Raw genomic sequence first — 24,994 nt, forward strand, 5'->3', positions numbered from 1 at the left:
CGGCCCGCGGCCGGGCACCGGCGGGCTCAGCTGTGCGCGCGCAGCGGCACGACCTCACCCGGTGACGCGGCCCGGCCGGGCTTGCGCCGGATCGCGGTGGTGCTGATCGTCAGCGTGAGCAGGGCCCGGTACTTCGGGTGGCGGTCGACGTAGACGTCGGTCGCGAAGCAGGCGTCCGCCAGGACGTCGCGCCGGGCGTGGATCTGCTCGAACCCGATGCCCGCCGGGCAGAACAGCGAGACCACGACGTCCCCGTCGACCGGGCGGGTCCACAGGATCGCCGGACGGCGGCCGTCCACGGTGCAGATCCGGGCGCCGGCGAACGCCGACCGAAGCCGGTGCTGCACCACGATCGCGCGCAGCCGGCCGCGCAGGTGGCGGCGGGCGGCGCGCCAGTAGAAGAGCCAGTTGAACGTCACCACGACGGCGACGGCGGTCCAGACCGGCCCGAGCCAGAGGACGAGGTTGACCAGGGCGTAGGGCAGCAGCGTCACGGCGAGGATCTCGTAACGCCAGTGGTAGAGCCACAGCACCGGGTTGGGCCGCTTGACCGGAGCCAGCTGCCGGGCCAGTTCGGGGACGTGGTTGTCGTGGGTCATGACCGTGCTCCTTCGCAGCCGTCGGTGACCGGGACGGCGGTCGCGGGCGCCCGGCGGACGACTCCGGAGCCGGCGCAGGCCGGGCAAGCCGCGCCGTCGGTGAAGCCGAGCCCGCGGCCGCCGCAGGAGATACAGGCGTGCACGGTGTCCCAGCGGGGATCGCGGTAGACGCGGGTGCCTCGGGCCCCGCGTCGAACCACCCAGCCGCGCGCGGTCGCGCGGGCGTCTTCGTCGTCGGCGGACAGCCAGGCGCCGAGGCGGTCGAGCAGGCGGTCGAACCAGGCAGGCCGGCCTGCCGTAGGTAGGTTGTGGTCTGGCATCGTGACACCCCCGGGAGAACGCACGGACTCGGAAGGCCGACCCGGCGCGGGTCGCCCACGGGCGGCTCGGGGAGGCCGCCGGGCACCCTCAGTGGTGCCCCAGCTGCGCGCGGTCGCGACCTATCCGGCGGAACGGGTGGGCCGCGAGCTGCGGAGACAACCCGTTCGGGCGAGTCGCGTGAAGTCCGCACCGGCGAAGCGTCGGGGATGAGATAAGGTGCGCTCTGTGTCCACATATTGTCACCTCCCTACGTTGGCCTACCTGAGTAGGTAAGGCAGGTGCGGGATGCCTACCTACATTCTATGTCGACCGCGTCGCGGCCGATAGGTACTGATGTGGTAACGGTGACGGTCGAAGCGGTGGGCGCCGAGTTGCGCCGGCTGCGCAAGGCGGCGGGCCAGACCCAGGCGGACGTGGCCCGGATCGTCGGCGTGAGCCGGGCGAACCTGACCCAGTGGGAAACCGGCCGCTACCTGCCGTCGGTGGAGAACGCCCGGCTGCTCGACGACCACTTCCGCGCGGCGAACGCGCTGGTGGAGCTGGCCGAGGCGGCCCGGTCACCCGGCCCGGCGTCGGCCGGTGCGCTCACGACCGGCGGTTCCCTGCTCGACGTCTTCCGGCGCGCCGGGGGAGCCCTGGCCGCGCAGCTGATCCGCGACGAGAACGGCCGGGCGGTCGGCTGGCGGCACAACCTGCAGCAGCGCGGCCAGCACACGACCCTGGCCACCGCCTACGGGATCAGCGCCATGGTCGTGTTGGGTGAGCCCTACATCGACCTACATCCGGTGGTCGACGACCTGTACGCCAAGCGAACCGAGTTCGGGTGGCAGGGCCGGTCGGCGGGCCGCCGTCCCGAGGTGACGTCGGCGGTCGTCGACGCCCTGTCGCAGACCAGCACCATCCTCACCGCGGAGGAAGGGCTCGCGAGGCTCGAGGGCTCGCTCGACGACTACAGCCGGACCCGGCCGTTCCTGCTCTCCGCCGCGTTGCGCACGTCGGTCCGGCTCGCCCCGGACGCCCCGCTGACCCGGCGCTTGACCGACGACCTCCTCGCCGCCCGGCTCGACTTCGACGGCGTCCCGCTCTGGGGCGAGAAGAAGGAACCCCGCCTGGTGGCGCCCGAACCGTCGACGGCGCACACCGCCCGGGCCGTCGTGACACTGCGGGCGCTTCTGCGCGCCGGCGAAGACCGCGCCGACGTCCAGGAGGCTGTCGAGGTGGCCACGCAGTGGCTCGTCAACCGCACCCATCCCGACGACGGGATCATGGAAGACCTGGCCCTGCCGCAACCCGGCGGCCGGGAAGCCACCCGGGTGAACATCAAGCACTTCACCTCGGCCTGGGTCGTCCAGGCACTGGCCGAGGCGCCGCAGGTGCCGGCGATCCGGCTGAGCCGCGCGCTCAGCTCGCTGTGGGAACGCTACGAAGCCGGCATCGGCCTGTGGGCCTGGGGCAGTGGCGACCTCCCCATCTGGATGACCCTCGACGCCGTCACCGCGCTGCGCGCAGCTGCGCTGGCCTTCGCGGCACCGCCGTTCCTCCCGACCACAGCCGCAGAATAGAGAACTGCCACCCACGATGAGCACGACACCCATGGTGGCCGCCACCGGCGACCACACCTTCCCGCGACAGCTCGCGGCGGTTTTGCGCGGTGCCCGTTCCCAGCCCGGACCGGCCGAGCTCGCCGCGGCGGCCGGGCACGTCCGTGCCGCCCGCGGCGCGTTCGCGGCCTGGCTGCGGGACCTCGCCGCCGACGACGCGGCGGTCGCCGAGATCGCGAAGCGTTCGTACTGGCATCCCAACGGCTTCGCGAAGCTGGTCCTGCACACCGGCGTCGAGCCGGAATTCCGGATCCGCCTCCACGTCTGGCCGTGCAGCGAACGGCCCTCGCGCGGGGAATCCAACCCGCACAGCCACCGGTGGGACTTCGCCTCGCACGTGCTGACCGGAACCGGGCTGCACACGGTCGAGTTCGCGGAGACCGCCGAGCGGGGCAAACCGTTCCGCCGCTACCGCTACGGAACCGACCCGGCGAACCCGGCGGCCCTCGTCGCCGACGGCGAGGTCCGGCTCGCCCGCCGGGCGGTGCCGCACGTGCGAGGCGGCGACGTCTACACGTGCGACACCGAGATCGTCCACACGGTGCGGCCGATCGACGCGGGGCTGACCGCGACGGTCGTGATCCAGGGGCCCCGGCGGACCCCCACCACGGTCGTCTACTGCGAGCCGGGGGAAAGCGACGAGCAGCCGAACACCGAGCTCACCGCAGCCGGCTTCCACGAACTCGTGACGGCCGTGCTGGCGAGCCTGGACAGCGAGGTCGCACCATGAACTTCGTGGAACCGACGGGCCGGGGCGGGCAGCGGACCCGGCCGGGCGTGCTGACCGACCGGGACATCCGCCGCGCCCTCGGCACGGGCGAGCTGAGGGTGGATCCGTTCGACGCCGGCCTGGTGCGGCCGGCGGCCCTCAGCCTGCGGCTCGGGTACGAGGCGTTCACCCTGGTGACGACCGGGCCGGTCGACGTCGCGGACCGCTCGACCCACCCGGAGCTCGTCCCGAAGGAACCGGACGGACAGGGCAGGCTGACGGTCGAGCCGGGCGAGGTCGTGCTCGCGCCCACCCTGGAGAAGATCGGCCTGGCCGGGACACTGGCCGGGCTCGTCGACGGCACCAGCGACTACGCGCGGCTCGGGATCGGCGTCGTGCTGTGCGGGCAGGTCAGCCCCGGGTTCGGCCACGAGACGGGCGCGGTGCTCACCCTCGAGATCGTCAACCACCTCCGGCACCCGGTCCTGCTGTACCCCGGCGCCCGCATCTGCAACCTGATGCTGTTCGCTTCCACCGGGAGCGAGCTGCCCTACGGCACCATGCCGCACAACTATTCGAGTGACCACGCGGTGGTTGCGTCCCGATTGGCGGATCATGTCCGGCAACGATGAGCGGCGGCTCGGCGACCTCGGTGAGCGCGGCATCCAGGAACACCTCCTGCGGCCCCGCTACGGCCGGACGGAGGGCTTCGGCGACGACAGCGCGCTGCTGGGCGCGGTGAGCACGCCCAGCGAGCTCGTGGCGACGACGGACAGCTGCCCGACGCCGGTGGTCAACCTCCTGCGCGAGCCCGACCTCTACCACGCGGGCTGGCTGCTGGCCACGATCAACCTGTCCGACCTGGCGGCGGCCGGCGCCGAACCGCTGGGGCTCGTCGTCAACTACACGCTGCCCAAGGCGACGACGGTGCGGGAGTTCGAGCGGCTGCTCGACGGCGTCGACGACTGCTGCGCCGCCCACGGCACCAAGGTCGCCGGCGGGGACATCCGGGACGGTGAAGTCGTCCAGCTGACGGCCACGGCCGTCGGCCGGTGCGTCCCCGGCAGCCGGTTGCGGCGGTCCGGAGCCGGCGCCGGGGACCGCCTCCTGCTGGTGGGCTCACCCGGCTACCTCTGGGCCGCGGCCCTGCTGGAAACCGGGCAGGCGGCCCTGCCGGAACCGGACCGGGCCGAGGTCTGGCGGCGGGCCTGCCGGCCGGTGGCCCAGCTCGAGGCGGGCCGGCTGCTCGCCGCGGCCGGGTACGCGCGGGCGGCGATGGACGTTTCCGACGGGCTGTTCGCCACCGTCCGCACGCTCTGCGAAGCGAACGGCCTCGGCGCGGCCGTCACGGGCCGGTTCACGCTCGACGCACTGCCGGCCGAGGTGGCCCGGCAGTGCGGCCTCGCCCCGTTCACCCTCGCCCAGACGTGGGGTGACTGGGGCCTGGTCGTCGCGGTCGGCGCGGCGGACGTCCGGGTGGTCACGAAGACCCTGCGCGAAGAAGGTATCGGTGCGCAGGAAATCGGCGTGCTCACCGCGGACGGGGGACTCACGGCCGGAACCGCTCCGTGGGAAGGGATCGCCCAGGAGCGGTTCTCGGCCAGTTCGTGGCACGGCGGCGATGTGTCCACATTGGTCACCGACGTGCTGGGCGGCCCGGTGGCCTAGCTGTGCGCCCGCAGCGGCACCACGTTGCTCGGCAGCACGGCCCGGCCGAGTTCGCGCGGTGCCTCCGTCGGGCTGATCGTCAAGGTGACCAGGCTCGCGAACCTGGGGTGGCGGTCGACGTACACGTCGGGCACGGAGCACGCCCGCGCGAGCACCGTGCGCTGGCGGTGCAGGTCCTCGAACGCTTCCCGGCCGTACAGCGACACGACGATGTCTTCGCCGCGGGGCCGGCTCCACAGGATCGCCGGACAGCGTCGGCCGGGCAGGCGCAACAGCGGGAACACCGCCCGCAGCCGGTGCTGCAGGCGGATCGCCTGGATCCGGGTCCGCAGCTGCCGACGCCGCAGCACCGCCACGCCGAGGACGGCGGCCAGGAGCACCGACGTCCACAGCGCGCCCGCCCACAGCGCGAACGTCACCAGGACGTAGGGCAGCAGCGTCACCGCCAGGATCTCCCACCGCCAGTGGTAGAGCCGTGCGGGGAACGACGGCCGCGGAGTGCTGGTCATGTGCGTGTTCCTTCCGGTGAGCCGTCGGCGGAGAAGCCCGCCGAGGTGGCGTGAGAAACGGCCGGCGGCGATGCCGGCCACGAGGGTCGCGACGATCGCGAGGCCGGGCGTCATGTCGGGATCCGGGTCTTGGCGGGGCCGGGCAGGCGGTCCCGGTCGCGGCCGAGCTGCCAGGTCCAGCGCCACCCCGCCCAGATCGCGACGACGGACCCGAGCAGTGTCACGGCGAAAGCCTGGCCCAGCAGGCCGCCGAGCGGCGCCAGCCGCAGCAGCACGAGCAGGGCCCAGACCTGCGAGGCGGTGAACGGGATGACGAGCCAGGCTGCGTAGATGCCGCGGCGCCAGCGGCTGTGGCGTGGTGCGGTCGGGTTGGGGTCCATGGGTGCCTCCTCCTCGGTGAATCCAGGAAACCTCCGGGCGGCGCCGGGGTCTGTGTCATCCGGCACAGAGCGCGGGATTCACTCCGCCAGCCGCCGAAGTTCGGCCGGGCGGTGGATCGTCACCCGCATCCGGCCGGTGCTGATGACTCCCGTCCGGCGCAGTTCCCGCGTGGCACGGGCCCAGGATTCGCGGGACAGTCCCGCGGTCATCGCCAGTTCCGCCTGGGTCGCCGGGATCGCGATCTCGACCGTCCCGTTCCGGTGCACCCCGAGCCGCACGGCGAGCAACATCAGCTGAGCGGCGACGCGGCGGATCGAGGATCCGCCGGTGAGGTCCAGCCACTGCCGGTCGGTGCCGCGCAACCGTCCGCTCAGCACCACAACGAGCGCCCAGGCGATCCGCGCGTTGCCGCGGCACAGCTCGACGAACGTGCTGCCGGGGACTTCCAGCGCCCTGACGTCCCCGAGCGCCTCGACGGTCGCCGACCGCGACCGGTCTTCGATCGCGGCCAGCTCGCCGACGATGTCGCCGCCTTCGCGCACGCCGAGGACGACCTCACGGCCGTCGGGTGTCACGCTCGTGATGCGCACCCGTCCGGACAGCAGCATCAGAACGCTTCTCGACGAATCGCCTTCGCGGCAGAGCAGGTCGGCCCGGCGGAAGGTCCGCGGGGTCGCCAGCGCATCCAGTTCCCGGCGGCCGTCCTCGCCCAGCAGGGCCCGGAAGCCGTCCTCGTGCATGGCGTGCCACCTTCCCAGGGGGCTCGGCTACGCGGTCATACCTTGTCGAGGTGCTCGTGTCTCGGGCGTGTAGAGCCAGCCGCGCAGCCGTTCGTCACCGAGCTTGAAGTGGACGGCCCTGGTGAAGGCGCTGCGATCGATCCCGGGATAGCCGTGCCGCACGACCGAGCGGTGGATCTCCTGCGAGACAGCCAAAGCGAGCCAGTCGGCGGTCTGGCCGAGGCGTCGCCGGAGCTCCTGGGAGTCGACCAGCCGGCACGCGATGTCGACGTCTTCCCCGTAGGAGGCCCGGGCATCGCGGTGCACCTCACCGGCGTGCACGGCAACCCGCAACCGGAAGGCGAGCTCGGGCCGGCTGCCGGCGTGCCCGGCGAGCAGTTCGGCCAGCGCGGGCACGACCGTGGTGAGCAGCAGCGTCTTGGGAAGCTGGTCGTGCGGCCGGATGAGGCAGAGCGCCCCATCCCCGCGGTCGACGAACGGATCCCGGTGCTTCCGGCCGATCCCGCCGGCGGCGAGGGCTTCGTCGAGCAGCTCGAAGAGGGCGATCCGGAGTTGGGTACGCACCGAGTTCGTCCGGTCGGTCGACGCTTCGATGTCGACCGCTACGATGGCCCGGTGCCGGGGTAAGTCGGCCGAGATGTCCATGGCTCGCACCTGCCCTTTCAGGGGCGGAACTGAAGTTTCAGTCAAGCCGACTGTATGGCGCTGGAGTGTGGCGAACAACCGGGATGTATGGGGTGTTACCCGTTTGGTGCCAGGCGGATTTCGCGCACGTGATAACGGTTCAGTCCCTACTGCGGCGTGGCGCCCGGGGAAGGCGGAGCAGGTTGGGTAGGGTCTTTGCCCTTACCTACCTCTACTGAACTATACTGAACTTCCCCGAAGGGTGGCCAGTCATGTCCCGAGCCGAGCCGCGGCCTGCGCTTGCACGCCGTCTGCGCGCGCTGAGGGAAGAGGCGGGTATCACCCAGGCTCAGCTGGGCCAGGCCCTCGGCGGGTCGAAGCCACTCAGCGTCTCGCTCATCTCGTCGTGGGAGAACGCCGACAAGCCGGTCGTGCCGCCAAGCCACCGCTTGAATGCCTACGCAGCTTTGTTCGCCACCCGTCGGTCCGTGGCGGGTGACACCGTCCGTCTCCTGCCTGTAGAGCAACTGACGGACGTCGAGGAAGTCCGCCGCAAGGAACTGCAGGCCGAGCTGCTCTCGTTGCGCGATCAAGGCGAGCTCGCCGAGCCGGCGCCGGCCCGGCCGGACTTCTGGCAGTTCCGGGACGACGAGGACATCACGATCGTCTGTGCCCGGCTCCCGGAAGAGCACCGGAGGAACCTCACTTACGCGGATCCCGAGAACGCCGACTACGTGTCCCTGTACACCTACGCCGATCTGGATGCGCTGATCGAACTGCACGGCCACATCCGGTCGCGGAACCTCGACAACGAGGTGCGGTTCCGCACCACCGAGAACCTGCTGACGGACGACTACACGACGCACCTGATCCTGCTCGGTGGTGTGGATTGGAACCCCGTGACCAAGGAAGTGATGCAGCGCACCGGCCTTCCCGTGAGGCAGGTCAGCCGCGACGACGAACCCGAGAACAACGGCTTCTCCGTGGAGGAGGACGGCGAGACCCGCCTCTTCAGGTCCCGGCTCGACGGCGCCGGCCATCTCCTCGAGGACGTGGCGCTCTTCTACCGATGTGTGAGTCCGTTCAACCGGAAGCGCACTGTGACCGTGTGCAATGGCATGTACGGCCGTGGCACCTATGGTGCGGTCCGGGCGCTGACCGACCGCCGTTTCCGTGATCGGAACTGGGAGTACCTGCGTGAACGATTCAGCGGCGCGGAGAACTTCAGCATCGTCAGTCGCATCCCCGTTACCGGTTCGTCAGGGCTGACTCCCGATTGGACCGTTGAGGACAACCGGCTGCACGAGTGGCCCGAGGCTGACGCCTAATGCCTAGCCAGCAGCTTTCGCATCGCCATCTGCTGAAATACGTGGCTGCCCAGTTTGCGCCATGGGCGCAGTTGGATGCGATAATCGTGCCGAACGGCCGTCCGCCCGCCTACCTGGATCAGGCCATCGAGGCGGCGAAGCGCCTCGGTGCGCACCTGTTGTTGTTGTGCAGTTTGCGAGCCAATGTCGAGCACGCCGCCTCACGTGCGGCCCGTGCCGGCGTTGAGGTTGTGGCCCTGGATATCGGCAAAGTGCCCGATAACATCATTCCCCGGTTTGCGACTGATCAACTCCTTCGTCACAGCAGGTTTCATCGCAACGTCGACACCAGTCGAAAGCGGAACCTCGGCCTTCTGATCGCGGCACTGGCGGGCTGGAAACGAATCCTTTTCTTCGACGACGATATCCTCTTGCCGGAAGTCGACAACCTCAGGGCGGCCGCCGGTCTTCTGGAGAAATCTTCGGTCGTCGGCCTTGCGAACGCCGGTATGCCGGACAACTCGGTCGTCTGTCACGCGCTCCGGGCGATCGGTGCCGCCCAAGACACCTTCATCGGCGGCGGCGCGATGGTGGTCGGCGAATCTGCATTCGGCTCGTTCTTTCCCAACATCTACAACGAAGACTGGTTTTTTCTCCTGGACGGGCGAAGACTTCGGCCCTCCGCTGTCACCGGGACCGCGCTGCAGTACGACTATGATCCTTTCCGGGATCCGCGGCGCGCTCGTGGTGAGGAGCTGGGAGACACCCTCGCCGAAGGGGTCTACGGCCTACTCGACAACGGTTACGGCCTGGTGGACGCCGACGACGCCTACTGGACTGAATTCCTGGGAGAGCGGCGGCGAATCATCAGTACGACGATCGGGCAGGTTGCAGCGTCCAGGATCGAACCGGGCCAGAAGAGGCGGATGATCGCCGCGCTGAAGGCATCTATCGGGCGCAGCCACCTCATCCGCCCCGAGCTCTGCGTGCAGTACATGCAAGCCTGGCAAGCGGACACCGTTCTCTGGCGTAGGTTGATCTCCAAGGCGATCCGCCGAGAGTCGCTCGGTCTCGACGATGCCCTGGTGACCCTCGGCATCGACCACCTCGTGCACCGCGGCGTCGAGTCCGGGATCACCTTGAGCGAGAAGCTTCGATCGGACGAATTCCGCCCCTTTGCACGGGCAGCACCGGCCCCAGTTGCTTCACCAGAACGTGACAGAATTCGGCTTCTGACCGGACCCGGCCGTCAGGCAAGGTCGTCCGCGCGTAGCAGATGACCTCACCGTGGCCCCAGTCCCAATAACCCAACCGGCGGTACAAGCGCGCCGCACCAACGTTGTCGGTGCGGACCGCCAACGCGACCCGCTCATGTCCCTCCTCCACGAGGTAACGTTCGACAGCATGGATTAGGGCACTCCCCAGCCCACGGTTGCGCAAATCCCCAACCACCTCCAAATGCGTCAGCAGCGCTACGCCAGGCAGGTGCCAACGGATCGCCTCCTCCTCGGCCCGCTCCAGCCACAGGTAGACATCTCCGGCCGGCCGGTCGCCCAACCAGGCGACGAACAGCACACCGAGGCCGTTCCGCTGGCGATGTAGCCGATCGGTGAGGAATCGGCGGTCGCCGAAGGTCGTCGCGAACGGATTCACGTCGTCTGTGCGGGCCGGCCTGAGATCGGGCTCGGTCACAGCAGGCACTCCTGTTCGCCGGGGCCACATCATTTTGCCAAACAAGGCAGGTGCGGGCCAGGGAACTTTCGTCGGTCACACGGCCGTGGTGAGATCGTAGACCGTTACCCCGTCCACTGTGGACGCCTGATACCGCGATGCCACCCACTCGGCGATCTGCTGGGCCGCGTCCGAGCCGGTCGAGCCCCGCATCGTCATGCCCTCGCCCAGGAAGTAGTGGATCCGTCCGTTCGCCACGTACTGCTGGAACTGGGCCAGCGTCGGGTACGGGTCCGTTCCGTTGAACCCGCCCACCGCCAGCACCGGTGCCCCGCTCGCCAGCTGGTAACCCGCCGCCGCGTTCGACAGCACCGTGGCGGCCGTCCAGGTGTACCGGGATGCCTCCTGCTTCAGCAACGCCGTGAGCGATTCGCCGGGCAGCGTCGTCGAAAGCAGCGAGCCCGGGCCGCCGGGACCGCCGAAGCCGCCGCGGCCGCCGAAGCCGGACGTCGGGCCGGCCGAGGGGATTGCGCCGCTGTGGGGTGTCGATGCCGTGGCTAGCGTGTAAGCGCCCGTACCCGAAAGCAGGACCACCAGCGAAAAGATGGCCACGAACGAGGCCGCCCAGCGGGTCAGGTGGGCCGCGAAGAACAGCGCCACCGCGGCCAGCAGGCCGCCCACCAGGACCGTCGGGGCCAGCCACGGCTGCCAGGACGAACCCAGCAGCAGGTACGCCGTCAACGCTGTCAACGCCACGCCGCCGCTGAGCAGACCCGACGCCGCCGGGTGGGCTCGCATCCGCCACAACTGGACCGCCGCCGTGCCGGTCAGCGCGCCCACCGCCGGGGCCAGTGCCACCGTGTAGTACGGGTGGATGATGCCGCCCATGTAGCTGAACACCAGGGCCGTCACCAGCAGCCAGCCGCCCCACAGGAGCAGTGCCGCCCGGGCCGCGTCCGTGCGCGGGGCGCGGCGGGTGAACCACAGGCCCGCGCCCAGCGCCAGCAGCGCCGCCGGCAGCAGCCAGGCGATGCCGCCCGCCATCTCGCTGCCGAACAGCCTGGTCAGGCCGGTCGACCCCCAGCCGCGGCCCCCGCCGCCGCCGACGCTGCCCACCTCGTCGCCGGTGATGCGGCCGAAGCCGTTGTAGCCGAACACCAGCTCCCACAGCGAGTTCGTCTGGGACCCGCCGATGTAGGGGCGCGACGCCGCCGGCCACAGCGCCACGACCACCAGGTACCAGCCCGCCGCCAGCAGCGTCGAGACCAGCGCGCCCAGCAGGTGCAGCAGTCGTTTGCCCAGCGACACCGGCGCGGCGACGAGGTAGGCGACGGCGAACGCGGGCAGCACCAGGAACGCCTGCAGCATCTTCGCCAGGAAGCCGAAGCCGACCGCGGCACCGGCCAGCGCGAGCCAGCGCGGGCTCGCCTTCTCGCAGGCCCGGACGACGCAATAAGCGCCCGCCACCAACAGGAGCACGAGCAGCGCGTCCGGGTTGTTGAACCGGAACATCAGCGCGGCGGCCGGGGTCAGGGCCAGCACCAGGCCCGCGAGGAGCCCGGCCGCCGGGCCGGACGAGCGGCGGACGGCCGCCGACAGCAGCCAGACCGAGCCCACGCCCATCAGCGCCTGCGGCACCAGGATGCTCCACGCGTTCACGCCGAACAGCCGCGCCGACAGCCCCATCACCCACAGCGCGGCCGGGGTCTTGTCGACCGTGATGGCGTTGGCCGCGTCGCTGGAGCCGAAGAACAGCGCCTTCCAGCTCTGCGAGCCCGCCTGGGCCGCCGCGGAGTAGAACGCGTTCGCCCAGCCGGAGGCGCCGAGCCCCCACAGGTAGAGCACGGCGGTGCCGAGCAGGAGGACGGCCAGCAGCGGTGAGTACCAGGAACGGCGGGCCGGGAGTACGGGGGTTGTCACGGTGTCGCGGGACGCCAGAGCGGTCATGTGATCAGCTTCCGGTGCCCAGCTGGGGCAGCGTTGTGCCGATGCTGTGCACGCGCTGTGCGGGCACGGCCACGGGCAGGCGCACCGCGAACTCCGTCCGGCCGGGCCGGCTGTGCACCTCGATCGTGCCGTGGTGGGCGACGACGACGGCGGACGCGATCGCCATCCCGAGCCCGGTGCTGCCGGCGTTGCGGGAGCGCGACGAGTCGCCGCGCGCGAAGCGCTCGAAGACGTCCGGCAGCAGGTCCGGTGCGATGCCGGGGCCGTTGTCGGTCACCGTGAGCACGGCGCTGCCGTCCGCGGAGCGGGCGAGCGCCGTCACCACCGCCGTGCCGGGCGGGGTGTGCGTGCGGGCGTTGGCCAGCAGGTTCGCCAGCACCTGGTGCAGGCGCTGGACGTCGCCGAGCACGAGCACCGGCTCCGGGGGCAGTTCCAGGAGCCACCGGTGCTCGCGCCCGGCGACCCGGGCGTCGCCGACCGCGTCGGCGACCAGGCGGGTCAGGTCGACCTCGCGCACGTCGAGGGGACGGCCCGCGTCGAGCCGCGCGAGCAGCAGCAGGTCCTCGACCAGCGACGACATCCGGACGGCTTCGGACTGGATCCGGCCCATCGAGTGCGCGACGTCCGGCGGCACCAGCGCGCTGCCGCGGGCGGCCAGCTCGGCGTACCCGCGGATGGCGGCCAGTGGCGTGCGCAGCTCGTGGCTGGCGTCCGCGACGAACTGCCGGACCCGGATTTCGCTGTCGTGGCGCGCTTCGAGGGCCTGGGCGACGTGGCCCAGCATCAGGTTCAGTGCCGAGCCGACCTGGCCGACCTCGGTCCGCGGGTCGGTGTCGCCCTCCGGGACCCGGATGGACAGCGCCACCTGGCCGCGGTCGAGCGGCAGCTCGGTGACGCGCCCCGCGGTGGCCGCGACGCGGTCGAGCGGGCGCAGCGTGCGGCGGACCGCGAACGCGCCGAGGAAGGCCACGCCGAGCACGCCCGCCGCGGCGACGCCGAACAGGATCAGCCCGACGGTGAGCAGCGTGTCGGTGACCGGCTTCATCGGCAGGCCGGTCACCACCACGTCGGACGTGCCGGCGACCGGCAGCGCCATCAGCCGGTACTCGCCGAGGTCGGCGAAGGACATCGTGTGCGGCTTGCCGTCGGCCGGCACGGAGAGCATCAGCGCCTGCTGGTCCGCGGTGAGGTACAGCCGGCCGCCGTGCTCGGCGATGCTGTCGTCGTGGACGAGCACCTGCCCCGAGAAGGTGGCGCTGACCGTGCCGACGTTCTGCCCGAGCGGGTGCGCGCCCTGCTGCTGCGGCGGCGGCCCGCCGTCCGGCGGCCGGGTGTTGCTCGCGAAGACCAGCGAGCGGTTCGCCGCGGCTGAGAGCTGCTGGTCGATCTGGCGGGTGAGGAACAGGTCGAGCGCGAACTCGCTGACCACGCCGACGAGCAGGCACACCACGGTGAGCAGCACGACCATCGAGCCGGTCAGCTTCGCGCGCAGCGAGAGCCGCCCCCGGCGGGGGCGTGCTGGAACGGTTCGCGCGGCCATGGGTTCAGCGTCCGTCCGCGCCGTGTGTGCGGGTTGTGTGCTGCCTGTGAGGCGGCTGTGCGGTGACCGGCCCGGGACGGGATGTCCGGTTCCTCCGGTCACAGGAACGGCTGACGGCGGGCACAGTCCGCGCACAGCGAACGGCTCCACCGTGGATCGCACCGAAGGATCTCGTGAAGGAGCAGCACATGACCACACCGCAGGCACCGTCCACTCCGGACCAGACGTGGGGCGCGGCGCCGGCACCGGGCCAGGCCCCGAAGCCGGCCTGGTCGCCGGGGAGAAAGGTCGCGGCGGGTGCCGTCGCGGCGGTGATCGTGGCCGGCGGGGGAGCGGCGGTCTGGGCCGCTTCGTCCTCCTCGGCGGCCACCGACGCGCAGGCCGGCCCGGGCGGGGCGATGGGCGGTCCCGGTGGAATGCCGGGCGGCGGTCTGGGCGGGGCGCTGCACGGCGAGTACGTGGCGTCCGACGGCAACGGCGGCTACGTCACGAAGATCATGCAGACGGGCGAGGTGACGGAGCTGAGCGCGACGTCCCTGACCGCCAAGAGCGACGACGGGTTCTCGAAGACGTACACGATCACGTCGGCCCAGGCGACCGGCCTGGCCACGGGCGACACGGTCACGGTGGTGGCCACGGAGTCCGGCAGCACGGCGACGGCGACGTCGGTGACGGACGGCGAGTCGGGCGGCCAAGGCCAGGGCCAGGGCCCGGGCGGCGGCCAGGGCACCCCGCCCTCGGGCGCCCCGACCAGGACCGGCTGACCCGGCTGACCCGGCCGGTCCCGGCGGCCCGGAGGTCAGCGGCGGTCGTAGTCGACCGCGACCTCCGGGGTCGTCGCCCGGGAGCGGCAGGTCAGGATCCGGTTCGCCGCGACGTCGTCCTCGGTCAGCGCGTAGCGGACGTCCATGTCGACCTGGCCGTGCACCAGCGTCGCCCGGCACGTGCCGCACGCGCCGCCGGTGCACGAGTACGGCACCTCGAAGCCCGCCCGCAGGGCCGCGTCCAGGACCGTCTCACCCGCCTCGGCCGGCACGCACGTCGTCGCGCCGCCCAGCGTCACCGCCACCGTCGCCGCCGCGCCGGCCGGGTCGCTCGGGGGCGCCGCGCCGCGGAACAGTTCGAAGTGGACGTTCTCCTCCGGGACGTCCGCGTCGGCCAGGGTGCGCCGGGCCATGTCCAGGAGGCCGCGCGGCCCGCACAGGAACCACTCGTCGACCTTCGCCGGGTGCAGGCGGTTCTGCAGCAGCGCGCGCAGCCGCGTCCCGTCGAGCCGCCCGCGCTGGTAGCGCTCGTGCGAGATGGCGAGCGCCTCGCCGACCGTGTCGAAGTGCCGCGGCCGGTGCGCGTGCAGGTCCGGGTCGCGCTCGTCGGTGCGGTAGTGGACGACGTGCAGCCGCCCGCCGAACCCCTCGGCGAGCGCGGTGAGCTCCGGCGCGAACAGCGTCGTCGCGCCCGAGGTGTTGACGTAGAGCAGCGTCGCCCGGCTGTGCGGCTCCGCGGTGAGCGTGCTGACCAGGATGGACAGCACCGGCGTGATCCCGCTGCCCGCCGCCAGCGCGACGTAGTGCGCGGTCCGCGCCGGGTTCGGGACGTGCGTGAAGGCGCCCGACGGCGGCAGCACGTCGAGGTGGTCGCCCGCGGCCAGCGTCGTGGTCGCGAAGCCGGAGAAGGCGCCGCCGGCCCGCCGCTTCACCGCGATCCGCAGCTCGCCGGAGTCCGCCGGCGCGCAGATCGAGTACGTCCGCCGCACCGGGTGGCCGTCGACCACCGCGCGGACGGCCACGTGCTGGCCTGCGGTGAAGCGGAACTCCGGTGCCAGCGGCGGCGGGACGTCGAAGGTGATCGCGACGGCGTCCGCGGTCAGCGGCCGGACCTCCCGCACCCGCAGCCGGTGGAACCGGCTCGGCCCGAGCTGCGGCGGTTCGGGACCCGGGTCCTGGTCGCCGAGGCCGTCGGCCAGCCGCCGCCACGCGCGGTACTCCGCCGGGGTCAGCTCCCGGCCCCACGCCGTGATGATCGGGACGTCGCGGGCCAGGTAGGCGTCCCGGTTGTCGCGCCACGCCCGCAGGTAGCGGTAGAACGGCACGGCGGGGTGCAGGTGGTGCACCAGGTGGTAGTTCTGGAACAGCATCATCGGCGTCATCAGCCACTCCAGCCCCACCCGCACCCGCGTGGTGCCGAACTTGTCCCGCGGTTTCGCCGCGGGCAGGCCGTGGTGGGGCAGCCAGTCGAACCACCACGCGAGCACGGCCAGCCCGATCCGCTGCGGCAGCACGTACCCCAGCAGCAGCTCGGTGCCGTGGCCGCAGGCGACCAGGAGCGCGGCGGCGGCGAACGCCAGCGACAGCAGCACGATCGACTCCGCCCGCTCCGGCGCGGGCCTGCTGCGCGCGCGGGAGGTGTAGAAGTGCGCGTACCAGAAGTCGATGGTGAGCCAGCGGAACGGCAGCGACCACCAGGATCCCTGCGACGTCCACGCGTCCGGATCGGTGTGCGAGTCCGCGTTCGTGTTGCGGTGGTGTTCACTGTGGACGAATCGCAGCAGCGGAAACGACGCGTACGCGGCGACGAACGGCATCGCCAGCCGGCCGAGCAGCTCGTTGACCCATGTCAGCTTCCCTGCGGCGTGGTGGGCCGATTCGTGCACCACGGTGAACATCGTGAAGGTGACGATCGCGTGCAGCGGCACGGTGAACACCGGCGGCGCGATCCCGGCCAGCAGCAGCCAGGTCGCGGTGACCCACAGCGCGACGCCGCCGGCGAACAACAGGAGCGTCGGGACCGACAGGCGCGGCAACGGGATCCGGGGCGAGGGCACCGGGCGGCGGCCGGGCGGCGACGGCGGGGATCCGGACGTCCGGGAGCCGCGCGGCGGGGTATCGACGACGGGCATCGAGCGGTCTCCTCGGTCGAGAAGCTCCTGGCGAGGCGGGAGTCACCGTAGACAACGCGCCGTCATTTGTAAACGACGTGCCAGGCTCCGAAAAAAGGTCTGGGCCAGCCGAACGCAAGCGGCAGGTAAGCTGCCCTTGTGAAGGCCGTCACCCCTCCCGCCCCGGCACGCACCCGGGACCGGCTGCTGGACGCGGCCGCCGAGCTCGTCGCCGGCGACGGCTGGGCCGCCGTGACGATGGGCAAGCTGGCCGCGCACGTCGGCGTCAGCAGGCAGACCGTCTACAACGAACTCGGCTCCAAGGCCGAGCTGGCCGAGGCGTTGCTGCTGCGGGAAACCGAGCGGTTCGCCGAGCGGCTGACCGAGGTCGCCGCCGCCCACCCCGGCCGCGCGGTCGACGGCGTCACCGCCGCTTTCCGCGAGACGCTCGAAGCGGCGAGGGCCAACCCGCTGCTGCTGGTCGCGCTCGGCTGCCCGAAGGGTGGCCGCGACGACTTCCTCCCGCTGCTCACCACCCGGCCCGAGGGCGTGCTGGAGCGCTCGGTCGACACCGTGGCGGCCCTGTTCGCGCGGAGCTACCCGGAGGTCGGGCTGAGCCTCTCGGAGTGGACGGTCGCGGTCGAGGCCTTCGTCCGGCTGCTGCTGTCGCACCTCGTGCAGCCCAGCGGGTCGGTGGCGCACGCGAGCGGCCAGATGCGCTGGGTGATCGGCCGGATGCTGGGCGCCTGACCGCGCAGGTGGCCCCCGGCCCGGTGGCGGAGGCCACTGGCCTAGACTCGGACGTCCCGGCCTGCACGCCAGGCGGGGCCATTTCCGCCGGATTGTCCACCACAATCGTTACCGCTCGAGGAGAAGACCTTGAAGAGCACCGTCGAGCAGCTCAGCCCGACGCGAGTCAAGATCAATGTCGAGGTGCCGTTCGACGAGCTCAAGCCGAACTTCGACCGCGCCTACCGCAAGATCGCCCAGCAGGTGCGCATCCCGGGCTTCCGGCCCGGCAAGGCGCCCGCTCGCGTCCTGGAAAGCCGGATCGGGCGCGGCCCGGTGCTCGACGAGGTCGTCAACGAGGCCATCCCGGCCAAGTACATCGAGGCCGTCCGCGCCAACGAGGTCCGCACGCTCGGCAACCCCGAGTTCGACGTGACCAAGCTCGAGGACCGCGACGTGCTCGAGTTCACCGCCGAGGTCGACGTGCGCCCGGAGATCGAGCTGCCCGACCTGGACGGCTTCGCGATCACCGTCGACGACGTCGAGCTGACCGACGCGGAGGTCGACGAGCAGCTCGACGAGCTGCGCGCCCGCTTCGGCACGCTGACCGGCGTCGAGCGCCCGGCCGAGAACGGCGACTTCGTCTCGATCGACCTGTCCGCGACCGTCGACGGCGAGACCGTCGAGGAGGCGAGCACCACCGGGCTGTCCTACGAGATCGGCTCCGGCCAGCTCGTCGACGGCATCGACGAGGCCATCGTGGGCGCGACCGCCGGCGAGACCAAGACGTTCACCACCCAGCTCGTCGCCGGGGAGCACGCCGGCAAGGACGCCGAGGTGACCGTGACCGTCCAGTCGGTCAAGACCCGCGAGCTGCCCGAGGCCGACGACGAGTTCGCCCAGATGGCCAGCGAGTTCGACACGATCGAAGAGCTGAAGAACGACCTGCGCGAGCGGCTCGGCCGCGTCAAGAAGATGCAGCAGGGTGTCCAGGCCCGCGACAAGGTGCTCGACGAGCTCCTGGAGCGCACCGAGGTGCCGATCCCGGAGAAGGTCCTCGACGCCGAGATCGAGAACCGCAAGCACGACGCGATCCACCCGTTCGACCACGACGAGGCCCAGTTCGCGAAGGCCCTCGAGGCCGAGGGCCGCACGCTCGAGGAGTTCGACGCGGAGACCCGCACCGAGTCGGAGAAGGCCGTCCGCACGCAGCTGCTGCTGGACACCATCGCCGACCGGGACGAGGTGTCGGTCAACGACGGCGAGCTCACCGAGCGGATCATCTACCAGGCCCAGCGCTTCGGGATCAGCCCGGACGAGTACGTCCAGCGCGCCCAGCAGTCCGGCCAGCTGACCGCGATCTACGCCGACGTGCGGCGCGGCAAGGCCCTCGCCTCGGTCGTCCGCAAGACGACCGTGACCGACGGTTCGGGTGCCGAGGTCGACCTTTCGGAGCTGTTCGGCAGCGACGAGCTGGCAACCGAGGAGACGCAGGTCACCGACGAGGCGGCGAAGACTCCGGCGGAGTGAAGCTGTGAGCGAACTTGGGCGGTGTCAGGCATTCTGCACCGCCCGAGTTCGTTAGGGTCGGATACAAGATCTCAAGCATCTGAAACGACAGCGGCGGCCGTCAGCACCGGGCCGCCGCCGGCGAAAAGGCAGGCAGACGTGACGCAGCACACGCCCGAGGCGCGGACCGGCACCGCAGGGCTCAACCTCACCGACTCGGTGTTCGAGCGGTTGCTCCAGGAGCGCATCGTCGTCCTCGGTTCCGAGGTCAACGACGAGGTCGCCAACCGGATCACCGCGCAGCTGTTGCTGCTCGACGCCGACGACGCCGAGTCCGACATCCGCTTCTACATCAACTCGCCGGGTGGTTCGGTCACCGCCGGGTTCGCCATCTACGACACCATGCAGCTGATCCGCCCGGACGTGGCGACCTACGCGATGGGCATGGCGGCCTCGATGGGGCAGTTCCTGCTGTCCTCGGGCACGCCGGGCAAGCGGTACGCCCTCCCGCACGCGCGCATCCTGATGCACCAGCCGTCGGCCGGCGTCGGCGGCACCGCGTCGGACATCGCCATCCAGGCGGACCTGTTCAACAAGTGGAAGCGCGAGCTGGCCCAGATCACCGCGGACCAGACCGGCCAGACGGTCGAGCAGATCATCAAGGACGGCGACCGCGACCGCTGGTTCACCGCGCAGGAGGCGAAGGACTACGGCTTCGTGGACCACGTCCTCACCGCCGACATCGCCCGCCCGGGCTCGCGCTGAGCCCGAAGCACCAAGGAGACTTTCGATGAGCAACTTCAGGCTCCCGGGTGACGACTTCCGGGCACCGAACATCCCCCAGTCGCGGTACATCCTGCCCTCCTACGTCGAGCGCACCAGCTACGGCGTCAAGGAGTCGAACCCGTACAACAAGCTGTACGAAGAGCGGGTCATCTTCCTCGGCGTGCAGGTGGACGACGCGTCGGCCAACGACGTGATGGCCCAGCTGCTGCACCTCGAGCACGAGGACCCGGACCGCGACATCCTGATCTACATCAACTCGCCGGGTGGCTCGTTCACCTCGCTGATGGCGATCTACGACACGATGCAGTTCGTCCGCCCGGACATCCAGACGTACTGCCTCGGCCAGGCCGCTTCGGCCGCCGCGGTGCTGCTGTCGGCCGGCACGCCGGGCAAGCGCTACGCGCTGCCGAACTCGCGCGTGCTGATCCACCAGCCGGCCACCGAGGGCACCTACGGCCAGGTCTCCGACCTGGAGATCCAGGCGAACGAGATCCAGCGGGTGCGGCGCCAGATGGAGGTCATCCTGGCCAAGCACACGAACAAGGACCCGGACCAGATCAAGACCGACATCGAGCGGGACAAGATCCTGACCGCCGAGGAGGCCAAGGCGTACGGCATCATCGACGAGGTGCTGCCGTACCGTAAGGCGTCGGCTCTGTAGATCCGCCAGGCCGGTGTGTGTCGAGAAGACGACACACACCGGCATCCTGGTTTAGGGTCGTCCTCTGACGTGCTGCCGGAGTTCGTGGGTGTTCCCGCCCGCGGCATCGGACGGGTACCGTCAGTGGCAATGCGTGAGGCTCCGCCCGGTCCGGCGTGACCGGCCGGGTCGCACCGTCGCAACACACGTCAGGCGCGGAAACCCGCGCCGGAGGGGACGAGGTCAACGGCCATGGCACGGATCGGTGACGGCGGAGACCTGCTGAAGTGTTCTTTCTGCGGGAAGAGCCAGAAGCAGGTGAAGAAGCTCATTGCCGGCCCCGGGGTCTACATCTGCGATGAGTGCATCGACCTCTGCAATGAGATCATCGAGGAGGAGCTGGCCGAGGCCGGCGACGTCAAGCTCGACGAGCTGCCCAAGCCCGCCGACATCCACGAGTTCCTCGAGCAGTACATCATCGGGCAGGAAGACGCCAAGCGGACCCTCGCGGTAGCGGTCTACAACCACTACAAGCGGATCCAGGCAGACGACAAGGCCGGGCCGAAGGACTCCAAGGAGGAGTCGGTCGAGCTCGCCAAGTCGAACATCCTGATGCTCGGTCCCACCGGGTGCGGCAAGACCTACCTGGCGCAGACGCTCGCGAAGCTGCTGAACGTGCCGTTCGCCATCGCGGACGCCACGGCGCTGACCGAGGCGGGCTACGTCGGCGAGGACGTCGAGAACATCCTGCTCAAGCTCATCCAGGCGGCGGACTACGACGTCAAGCGGGCCGAGACCGGGATCATCTACATCGACGAGGTCGACAAGATCGCCCGCAAGAGCGAGAACCCGTCGATCACCCGGGACGTCTCCGGCGAGGGCGTCCAGCAGGCGCTGCTGAAGATCCTCGAAGGCACCACCGCCTCGGTCCCGCCGCAGGGCGGCCGCAAGCACCCGCACCAGGAGTTCATCCAGATCGACACGACGAACGTGCTGTTCATCGTGGCCGGCGCGTTCGCCGGGCTGGAGAAGATCATCAACGAGCGGGTCGGCAAGCGCGGCCTCGGCTTCGGCGCGGAGATCCGCACCAAGTCCGAGATCGAGGAGAGCGACGTCTTCTCCGACACCATGCCCGAGGACCTGATCAAGTTCGGGCTGATCCCGGAGTTCATCGGCCGGCTCCCGGTCGTGGCGACGGTGAACCACCTGGACAAGGACTCGCTGGTCAACATCCTGACCCAGCCGCGCAACGCCCTGGTGAAGCAGTACAAGAAGCTCTTCGAGATGGACAACGTCGAGCTCGAGTTCACCAAGACCGCGCTCGAGGCCATCGCCGACCAGGCGGTTCTGCGCGGCACCGGCGCTCGCGGCCTGCGGGCGATCATGGAAGAAGTGCTCCAGCCGGTGATGTACGACATCCCGAGCCGCGACGACGTGGCGAAGGTCGTCATCACCGAGCAGACCGTCCGGGAGAACGTGAACCCGACGATCGTCGCCCGGCAGCCGACGCGGCGCGCGCGCAGCGAGCGCGGCGAGAAGTCGGCCTGACGCCGGGCGTCTCCGGGCCGCCCGGGCCGGAGACCCGACAGGAAAGCTGAATGACTGCTGACTCCCTCCCGGGTTCCGGGGCCGCTCCCGGTGGTGGCGTGCAGGCGCCGCCACCGCCGGCCCCGGTACCCGACGAGCCCGCCGCGGGGCCCGTCCTCGGGTTCCGCGAGCTGAGCGAACGCGTGATCGCGTCCGTCTTCGACCGGTACCCGCGGCTGGACCGCGTGCTCATGGGCGTGCTGGCCGTGTTCACCGGCACCTGCGTCGTGGCCGTGGTGTCCCGGCTGTCGCCGTTGCCGCTGATCCCGGTGCCGTTGTTCGTCGTCGCGGGGTTCGCGCTGCGGCAGGCCCGCGGTGTCACCGGACGGCGTCAGCTGGTCAACTGGATCCTGTTGTTCGCCCTCGCGACCCTGGTGGGGTTCTGGCTGATCTCGGTGGTCGGCCGCTGGGTGGAGTGACTTGCCGCCGTCCGGAGGGTTTGAGTCCGGCGCCGGTGGGGTAAGCAGCTCCCGTGGTAGATGCCCTCAGACCGTTCCGGCATCCCGCGTTCTTCTACCGTGGTGACACCGAGTTCCTGGCTGGTGTCATTCCGTATCTGTGTGAGGGTCTCGACCGGGGTGAGCCCGCGGCCGTCGCCGTTCCCGGGCCCAACCTGCGGCTGATCGAGAAAGCCCTGGCCGGCCGGGCGGACGCGGTCCGGCTGATCGACATGGAGCGGGCGGGCCGCAATCCCGGCGCGATCCTGCCGTCGGTGCTGCACGCCTTCGCCGGCGCGCACCCGGGCCCGGTGCGCATCGTGGCCGAGCCGATCTGGGCCGGCCGCTCGGGCTCGGAGTACCCGGCGTGCGTGGTGCACGAGGCCCTGGTCAACCACGCCTTCGCGGGGCGCGACCTGGCGGTGCTCTGCCCGTACGACGTCGGGGAACTGCCGCCGCCGGTCCTGGCCGACGCCGAGCGGACGCACCCGGAGCTGTGGGGCCTGGCCGGGCCGTTCCGCAGCGCCCGCTTCAACCCCGACGGCGTGCTCGCGGACTTCACCCGCCCCCTCGAACCGCCACCGGGCGCGGTGGAGCGCGGGTTCGACCTCGGGCAGCTGGCGTCGTTGCGCGGCTTCGCGGAGATCTGGGCCGCCCGGCACGGTCTGCGCCGCCCCCGCCGCGACGACTTCGCGCTGGCGATCGCCGAGCTGACCACGAACAGCGTGCTCTACGGCGGCGGCACCGGCGTGCTGCGCCTGTGGGCGGAGCCGGCCCAGGTGATCGGCGAGGTGACCGACACGGGCACGATCACCGAGCCACTGGCCGGCCGCATCCCCCCACCGGCGACGACCCTCGGCGGCCGCGGCCTCCTGCTGGTCAACCGCCTGGCCGACCTGGTCCGCACGTACTGGATCCCGGGCCGCACGATCACCCGCATCCACTTCACCCGCTGAACCGCTCGTGAGTGGTAAGGCGGGTTAGAACCCGCCTTACCACTCACGAGGGCGGCGGCAGGGCTGGGTCAGTCGGCGCGGGGGACGTGCTTGCCGAGGAAGCTGATCAAGCTGGGCACCACCGTGCGGTTGAACGGGTCGCCGTGCTTGCCGTGCGCGGTGTGCGCGACCGCCGGGTGGGCCTCCTCGATGTAGCGGCGGACGCCCGTGATGAACGAGTCCTCCGTGCCGCACCAGATGCCGTTGGGCACGCCCTTGGTCTCGTCGATGTGGCGCAGCGGGTCCAGGGCCGTCCAGTCCTGGATGCCGGTGAAGATGTGCCGCTTGGCCATCTCCGGCCACGACGTGATCAGGGCCGGGGCCAGCGTCGCGACCGCGGCGGGCGGCTGGCGCCGCTCGACCCGGCGGCGCGTGTACACCAGTGCGCCGAACCCGCCCATCGACACGCCGGTGGCGGCGAACGGCTGCCCCGTCGGGCCGGCGAAGCCGCGGGCCCGCAGCCACTGCGGGACCTCCTCCAGCAGCATCGCCATCGGGTCGTCGCCGGGGTGGACCTCGTGCCAGTAGTTGTCGCCGCCGTCGACGGCCACGAAGCCGAACGCCGGGACCGCCTTGCGGGCGACGTCGCTGGCCAGCTGCTTGAGCGTGCCGGTCGGGGCCGCGCTGCGGGCGTTGCCGTGCAGGCCGTGCAGCACCAGCGACATCGGCAGCCCCTTCGGCGGGGTCTTCGACGGCAGGATGAACACCAGGTCGACCATCCGGCCGCGCGCGGCGGAGTACACGCGCTCGACGCGGGTGCTGCCCAGCTGGGTCGTCGGGTTCGACGACGTCACGCCGAGCGTGCGCTGCAGGGCCGGGCTGAACGGCAGCTTGCCGGTCGCCGTGCCGACGGCCAGGCCGGTCACGGCCAGCCCGGACGCGCCCGCGATCAGCACCGACCGGCGGCTCAGCCACCGCCGGGCGCCCTGGACCGCCTCGGCGACCGTCCCGGCCGGCTCCCCGGCCTCGTTTTCCTCGTTCACCCTGTCTCCATCCCCCTGCCCCCGTAATCAGAGACGCCGCGCAGCCGCTCCGCGTTCCCTCGCGCCCCTGTTCACCGGGTCAATCGTTACCACCCTGCCCGGTGTTTCCGGTCCGCGCTCGCCAAGCCGCCTTCGCCGCCTCGGCCGAGCGCCGCGCCCGGTCCACAGTGTCCCCGAGACCCACCGCCATGGTGATCCCGAGGGGGAGCAAAATGTGGTCTATGCCCTGTTCGGCGGGGCCGAAGTGGCCGGACGCCTCCAGCGTGACGAAGCCGTGCAGCGCGCTCCACAGCTGGGCGGCGGCCTGGTACTCGTCCGCGGGCCGGAACCGGCCCGCCTCGATCGCCCGCTCGGTGGCCCGGACGATGGGGGCGAACGCCTCCAGCCCCTCCTGGGCGGCTTCGCGGCCTTCCGCCGTGGTCACGTCGGACAGTGTCGCCCGCTTGCCGCCGGGGGCGGACTGGCCGAACGTCACCGCGAACAGCTGCGGCTGCTCGGCGACCGCCTGCCGGTAGGTGCGGGCCAGGCTGAAGATGTCCGCGACCGGGTCGTCGGACTCGCCGACCTGCGCCAGCCACTCCGACAGCCGCACGAACCCGGCCCGCGCGACCTCGTCGACCAGCGCGGCCATGCCGCCGAAGTGCGTGTACACCGCCATCGTCGAGACGCCGACCTCCGCGGCCAGCTTGCGGGCCTGCAGGGCTTCGGGACCGCTCTCGTCGAGCAGCCGGATGGCGGCTTCCACGAGCCGGGCCTTGACGTCGGTCGCGCGCGGTTTCGGGCTCATGCTTGCCAGTATCCCATAACCCTGTTATACCTGGTTCCATAACCGAGTT

General features: G+C 71.1%; 25 protein-coding genes and 1 pseudogene. 14 read left to right on the top strand and 12 right to left on the bottom strand.

The features are described from left to right. Positions 1-26 precede the first annotated feature (26 nt). Together OO60_RS08620 and OO60_RS45765 are read right to left on the bottom strand one after the other, a co-directional pair. Positions 27-599: a hypothetical protein gene (locus OO60_RS08620; protein ID WP_003081613.1), complete on the bottom strand. Its 573-nt coding sequence runs from the start codon at positions 597-599 to the stop codon at positions 27-29. Beyond that, positions 596-919, bottom strand: a complete 324-nt coding sequence (locus tag OO60_RS45765) for a hypothetical protein (RefSeq protein ID WP_081911168.1) — start codon at positions 917-919, stop codon at positions 596-598. The genes OO60_RS08620 and OO60_RS45765 overlap by 4 nt, the downstream gene beginning before the upstream one ends. Positions 920-1,264: 345 nt before the next feature. On the opposite strand from OO60_RS45765, the gene OO60_RS08625 reads away from it, so the two are divergent. From OO60_RS08625 to OO60_RS08640, 4 genes are read left to right on the top strand one after another with little or no spacing between them, the layout of a single operon-like run. Next, a complete protein-coding gene (locus OO60_RS08625; protein ID WP_003081612.1) occupies positions 1,265-2,482 on the top strand; it encodes a helix-turn-helix transcriptional regulator in 1,218 nt (405 codons plus the stop codon). A 16-nt stretch (positions 2,483-2,498) separates the two neighbouring features. Then, on the top strand, positions 2,499-3,251 hold the full coding sequence (locus OO60_RS08630; protein ID WP_033261156.1) for a hypothetical protein: 753 nt from the start codon (positions 2,499-2,501) through the stop codon (positions 3,249-3,251). After that, positions 3,248-3,862, top strand: a complete 615-nt coding sequence (dcd, locus tag OO60_RS08635; protein ID WP_003081608.1) for a dCTP deaminase — start codon at positions 3,248-3,250, stop codon at positions 3,860-3,862. The genes OO60_RS08630 and dcd overlap by 4 nt, the downstream gene beginning before the upstream one ends. Beyond that, on the top strand, positions 3,846-4,898 hold the full coding sequence (locus tag OO60_RS08640) for a thiamine-phosphate kinase (protein WP_003081605.1): 1,053 nt from the start codon (positions 3,846-3,848) through the stop codon (positions 4,896-4,898). Before dcd ends, OO60_RS08640 begins: the two co-directional genes overlap by 17 nt. On the opposite strand, the gene OO60_RS08645 is transcribed toward OO60_RS08640, so the two are convergent. From OO60_RS08645 to OO60_RS08660, 4 genes are all read right to left on the bottom strand, one after another. Beyond that, positions 4,895-5,407 (bottom strand): hypothetical protein, encoded by a 513-nt coding sequence (locus OO60_RS08645; RefSeq protein ID WP_033261224.1) that lies wholly within the window; start codon positions 5,405-5,407, stop codon positions 4,895-4,897. The genes OO60_RS08640 and OO60_RS08645 overlap by 4 nt on opposite strands. A 110-nt stretch (positions 5,408-5,517) precedes the next feature. Beyond that, entirely contained in the window at positions 5,518-5,787 is a 270-nt protein-coding gene (locus OO60_RS08650; protein WP_003081603.1) for a hypothetical protein, read from the bottom strand. 78 nt (positions 5,788-5,865) lie between these two features. Next, positions 5,866-6,528 (bottom strand): Crp/Fnr family transcriptional regulator, encoded by a 663-nt coding sequence (locus tag OO60_RS08655; RefSeq protein WP_003081602.1) that lies wholly within the window; start codon positions 6,526-6,528, stop codon positions 5,866-5,868. Between the two features lie 27 nt (positions 6,529-6,555). Beyond that, positions 6,556-7,173 (bottom strand): hypothetical protein, encoded by a 618-nt coding sequence (locus tag OO60_RS08660; protein WP_003081601.1) that lies wholly within the window; start codon positions 7,171-7,173, stop codon positions 6,556-6,558. Between the two features lie 251 nt (positions 7,174-7,424). On the opposite strand from OO60_RS08660, the gene OO60_RS08665 reads away from it, so the two are divergent. After that, positions 7,425-8,480, top strand: coding sequence for a helix-turn-helix domain-containing protein (locus OO60_RS08665; RefSeq protein WP_033261157.1), 1,056 nt, complete (start codon positions 7,425-7,427; stop codon positions 8,478-8,480). Continuing rightward, a complete protein-coding gene (locus tag OO60_RS47720; protein ID WP_003081599.1) occupies positions 8,480-9,739 on the top strand; it encodes a hypothetical protein in 1,260 nt (419 codons plus the stop codon). The genes OO60_RS08665 and OO60_RS47720 overlap by 1 nt, the downstream gene beginning before the upstream one ends. 31 nt (positions 9,740-9,770) lie before the next feature. Here OO60_RS47720 and OO60_RS47725 read toward each other — a convergent pair. The 3 genes and pseudogenes from OO60_RS47725 to OO60_RS08680 form a co-directional block, all read right to left on the bottom strand. Further along, positions 9,771-10,184: pseudogene (locus OO60_RS47725) on the bottom strand (GNAT family N-acetyltransferase); the annotation flags it as partial. 42 nt (positions 10,185-10,226) lie between these two features. After that, the gene (locus OO60_RS08675; protein WP_051767659.1) at positions 10,227-12,077 is read right to left on the bottom strand and encodes an ArnT family glycosyltransferase; all 1,851 of its coding nucleotides are present in this window, start codon (positions 12,075-12,077) and stop codon (positions 10,227-10,229) included. Positions 12,078-12,081: 4 nt separating this feature from the next. Continuing rightward, positions 12,082-13,617, bottom strand: a complete 1,536-nt coding sequence (locus tag OO60_RS08680; protein WP_033261158.1) for a sensor histidine kinase — start codon at positions 13,615-13,617, stop codon at positions 12,082-12,084. Positions 13,618-13,805: 188 nt separating this feature from the next. Between OO60_RS08680 and OO60_RS08685 the strand changes: the two genes are divergently transcribed. Next, positions 13,806-14,381, top strand: a complete 576-nt coding sequence (locus OO60_RS08685) for a hypothetical protein (protein ID WP_033261159.1) — start codon at positions 13,806-13,808, stop codon at positions 14,379-14,381. Positions 14,382-14,416: 35 nt separating this feature from the next. On the opposite strand, the gene OO60_RS08690 is transcribed toward OO60_RS08685, so the two are convergent. Continuing rightward, entirely contained in the window at positions 14,417-16,513 is a 2,097-nt protein-coding gene (locus tag OO60_RS08690; protein ID WP_004562774.1) for a fatty acid desaturase, read from the bottom strand. A gap of 138 nt (positions 16,514-16,651) precedes the next feature. Between OO60_RS08690 and OO60_RS08695 the strand changes: the two genes are divergently transcribed. From OO60_RS08695 to OO60_RS08725, 7 genes are all read left to right on the top strand, one after another. Continuing rightward, the gene (locus OO60_RS08695; RefSeq protein ID WP_004562775.1) at positions 16,652-17,242 is read left to right on the top strand and encodes a TetR/AcrR family transcriptional regulator; all 591 of its coding nucleotides are present in this window, start codon (positions 16,652-16,654) and stop codon (positions 17,240-17,242) included. A 129-nt stretch (positions 17,243-17,371) separates the two neighbouring features. Continuing rightward, positions 17,372-18,751, top strand: coding sequence for a trigger factor (gene tig, locus OO60_RS08700; RefSeq protein WP_004562776.1), 1,380 nt, complete (start codon positions 17,372-17,374; stop codon positions 18,749-18,751). A 138-nt stretch (positions 18,752-18,889) separates the two neighbouring features. Next, positions 18,890-19,495 (top strand): ClpP family protease, encoded by a 606-nt coding sequence (locus tag OO60_RS08705; protein WP_004562777.1) that lies wholly within the window; start codon positions 18,890-18,892, stop codon positions 19,493-19,495. A 25-nt stretch (positions 19,496-19,520) separates the two neighbouring features. Beyond that, positions 19,521-20,177: an ATP-dependent Clp protease proteolytic subunit gene (locus OO60_RS08710; protein ID WP_004562778.1), complete on the top strand. Its 657-nt coding sequence runs from the start codon at positions 19,521-19,523 to the stop codon at positions 20,175-20,177. A gap of 231 nt (positions 20,178-20,408) precedes the next feature. Then, entirely contained in the window at positions 20,409-21,704 is a 1,296-nt protein-coding gene (gene clpX / locus OO60_RS08715) for an ATP-dependent Clp protease ATP-binding subunit ClpX (protein WP_004562779.1), read from the top strand. 50 nt (positions 21,705-21,754) lie between these two features. Continuing rightward, positions 21,755-22,162, top strand: a complete 408-nt coding sequence (locus OO60_RS08720; RefSeq protein ID WP_033261160.1) for a hypothetical protein — start codon at positions 21,755-21,757, stop codon at positions 22,160-22,162. Positions 22,163-22,215: 53 nt separating this feature from the next. After that, entirely contained in the window at positions 22,216-23,136 is a 921-nt protein-coding gene (locus OO60_RS08725) for a sensor histidine kinase (protein ID WP_004562781.1), read from the top strand. A 68-nt stretch (positions 23,137-23,204) separates the two neighbouring features. On the opposite strand, the gene OO60_RS08730 is transcribed toward OO60_RS08725, so the two are convergent. Continuing rightward, positions 23,205-24,158, bottom strand: a complete 954-nt coding sequence (locus tag OO60_RS08730; RefSeq protein ID WP_004562782.1) for an alpha/beta hydrolase — start codon at positions 24,156-24,158, stop codon at positions 23,205-23,207. Positions 24,159-24,237: 79 nt separating this feature from the next. Then, positions 24,238-24,945: a TetR/AcrR family transcriptional regulator gene (locus OO60_RS08735; RefSeq protein WP_004562783.1), complete on the bottom strand. Its 708-nt coding sequence runs from the start codon at positions 24,943-24,945 to the stop codon at positions 24,238-24,240. Between the last annotated feature and the right edge of the window lie 49 nt (positions 24,946-24,994).

The organism is Amycolatopsis vancoresmycina, assembly GCF_000716785.1.
GTDB lineage: Bacteria > Actinomycetota > Actinomycetes > Mycobacteriales > Pseudonocardiaceae > Amycolatopsis > Amycolatopsis vancoresmycina.

Coding starts and splice junctions, on each gene's coding strand:
- OO60_RS08735 (WP_004562783.1), bottom strand. CDS start 24,945: ATGAGCCCGAAACCGCGCGCGACCGACGTCAAGGCCCGGCTCGTGGAA.
- OO60_RS08640 (WP_003081605.1), top strand. CDS start 3,846: ATGTCCGGCAACGATGAGCGGCGGCTCGGCGACCTCGGTGAGCGCGGC.
- OO60_RS08620 (WP_003081613.1), bottom strand. CDS start 599: ATGACCCACGACAACCACGTCCCCGAACTGGCCCGGCAGCTGGCTCCG.
- OO60_RS08650 (WP_003081603.1), bottom strand. CDS start 5,787: ATGGACCCCAACCCGACCGCACCACGCCACAGCCGCTGGCGCCGCGGC.
- OO60_RS08665 (WP_033261157.1), top strand. CDS start 7,425: ATGTCCCGAGCCGAGCCGCGGCCTGCGCTTGCACGCCGTCTGCGCGCG.
- OO60_RS08630 (WP_033261156.1), top strand. CDS start 2,499: ATGAGCACGACACCCATGGTGGCCGCCACCGGCGACCACACCTTCCCG.
- OO60_RS08720 (WP_033261160.1), top strand. CDS start 21,755: ATGACTGCTGACTCCCTCCCGGGTTCCGGGGCCGCTCCCGGTGGTGGC.
- OO60_RS08660 (WP_003081601.1), bottom strand. CDS start 7,173: ATGGACATCTCGGCCGACTTACCCCGGCACCGGGCCATCGTAGCGGTC.
- OO60_RS08655 (WP_003081602.1), bottom strand. CDS start 6,528: ATGCACGAGGACGGCTTCCGGGCCCTGCTGGGCGAGGACGGCCGCCGG.
- OO60_RS08680 (WP_033261158.1), bottom strand. CDS start 13,617: ATGGCCGCGCGAACCGTTCCAGCACGCCCCCGCCGGGGGCGGCTCTCG.
- OO60_RS08675 (WP_051767659.1), bottom strand. CDS start 12,077: ATGACCGCTCTGGCGTCCCGCGACACCGTGACAACCCCCGTACTCCCG.
- OO60_RS08690 (WP_004562774.1), bottom strand. CDS start 16,513: ATGCCCGTCGTCGATACCCCGCCGCGCGGCTCCCGGACGTCCGGATCC.
- OO60_RS08645 (WP_033261224.1), bottom strand. CDS start 5,407: ATGACCAGCACTCCGCGGCCGTCGTTCCCCGCACGGCTCTACCACTGG.
- clpX (WP_004562779.1), top strand. CDS start 20,409: ATGGCACGGATCGGTGACGGCGGAGACCTGCTGAAGTGTTCTTTCTGC.
- dcd (WP_003081608.1), top strand. CDS start 3,248: ATGAACTTCGTGGAACCGACGGGCCGGGGCGGGCAGCGGACCCGGCCG.
- OO60_RS08685 (WP_033261159.1), top strand. CDS start 13,806: ATGACCACACCGCAGGCACCGTCCACTCCGGACCAGACGTGGGGCGCG.
- OO60_RS47720 (WP_003081599.1), top strand. CDS start 8,480: ATGCCTAGCCAGCAGCTTTCGCATCGCCATCTGCTGAAATACGTGGCT.
- OO60_RS08710 (WP_004562778.1), top strand. CDS start 19,521: ATGAGCAACTTCAGGCTCCCGGGTGACGACTTCCGGGCACCGAACATC.
- OO60_RS45765 (WP_081911168.1), bottom strand. CDS start 919: ATGCCAGACCACAACCTACCTACGGCAGGCCGGCCTGCCTGGTTCGAC.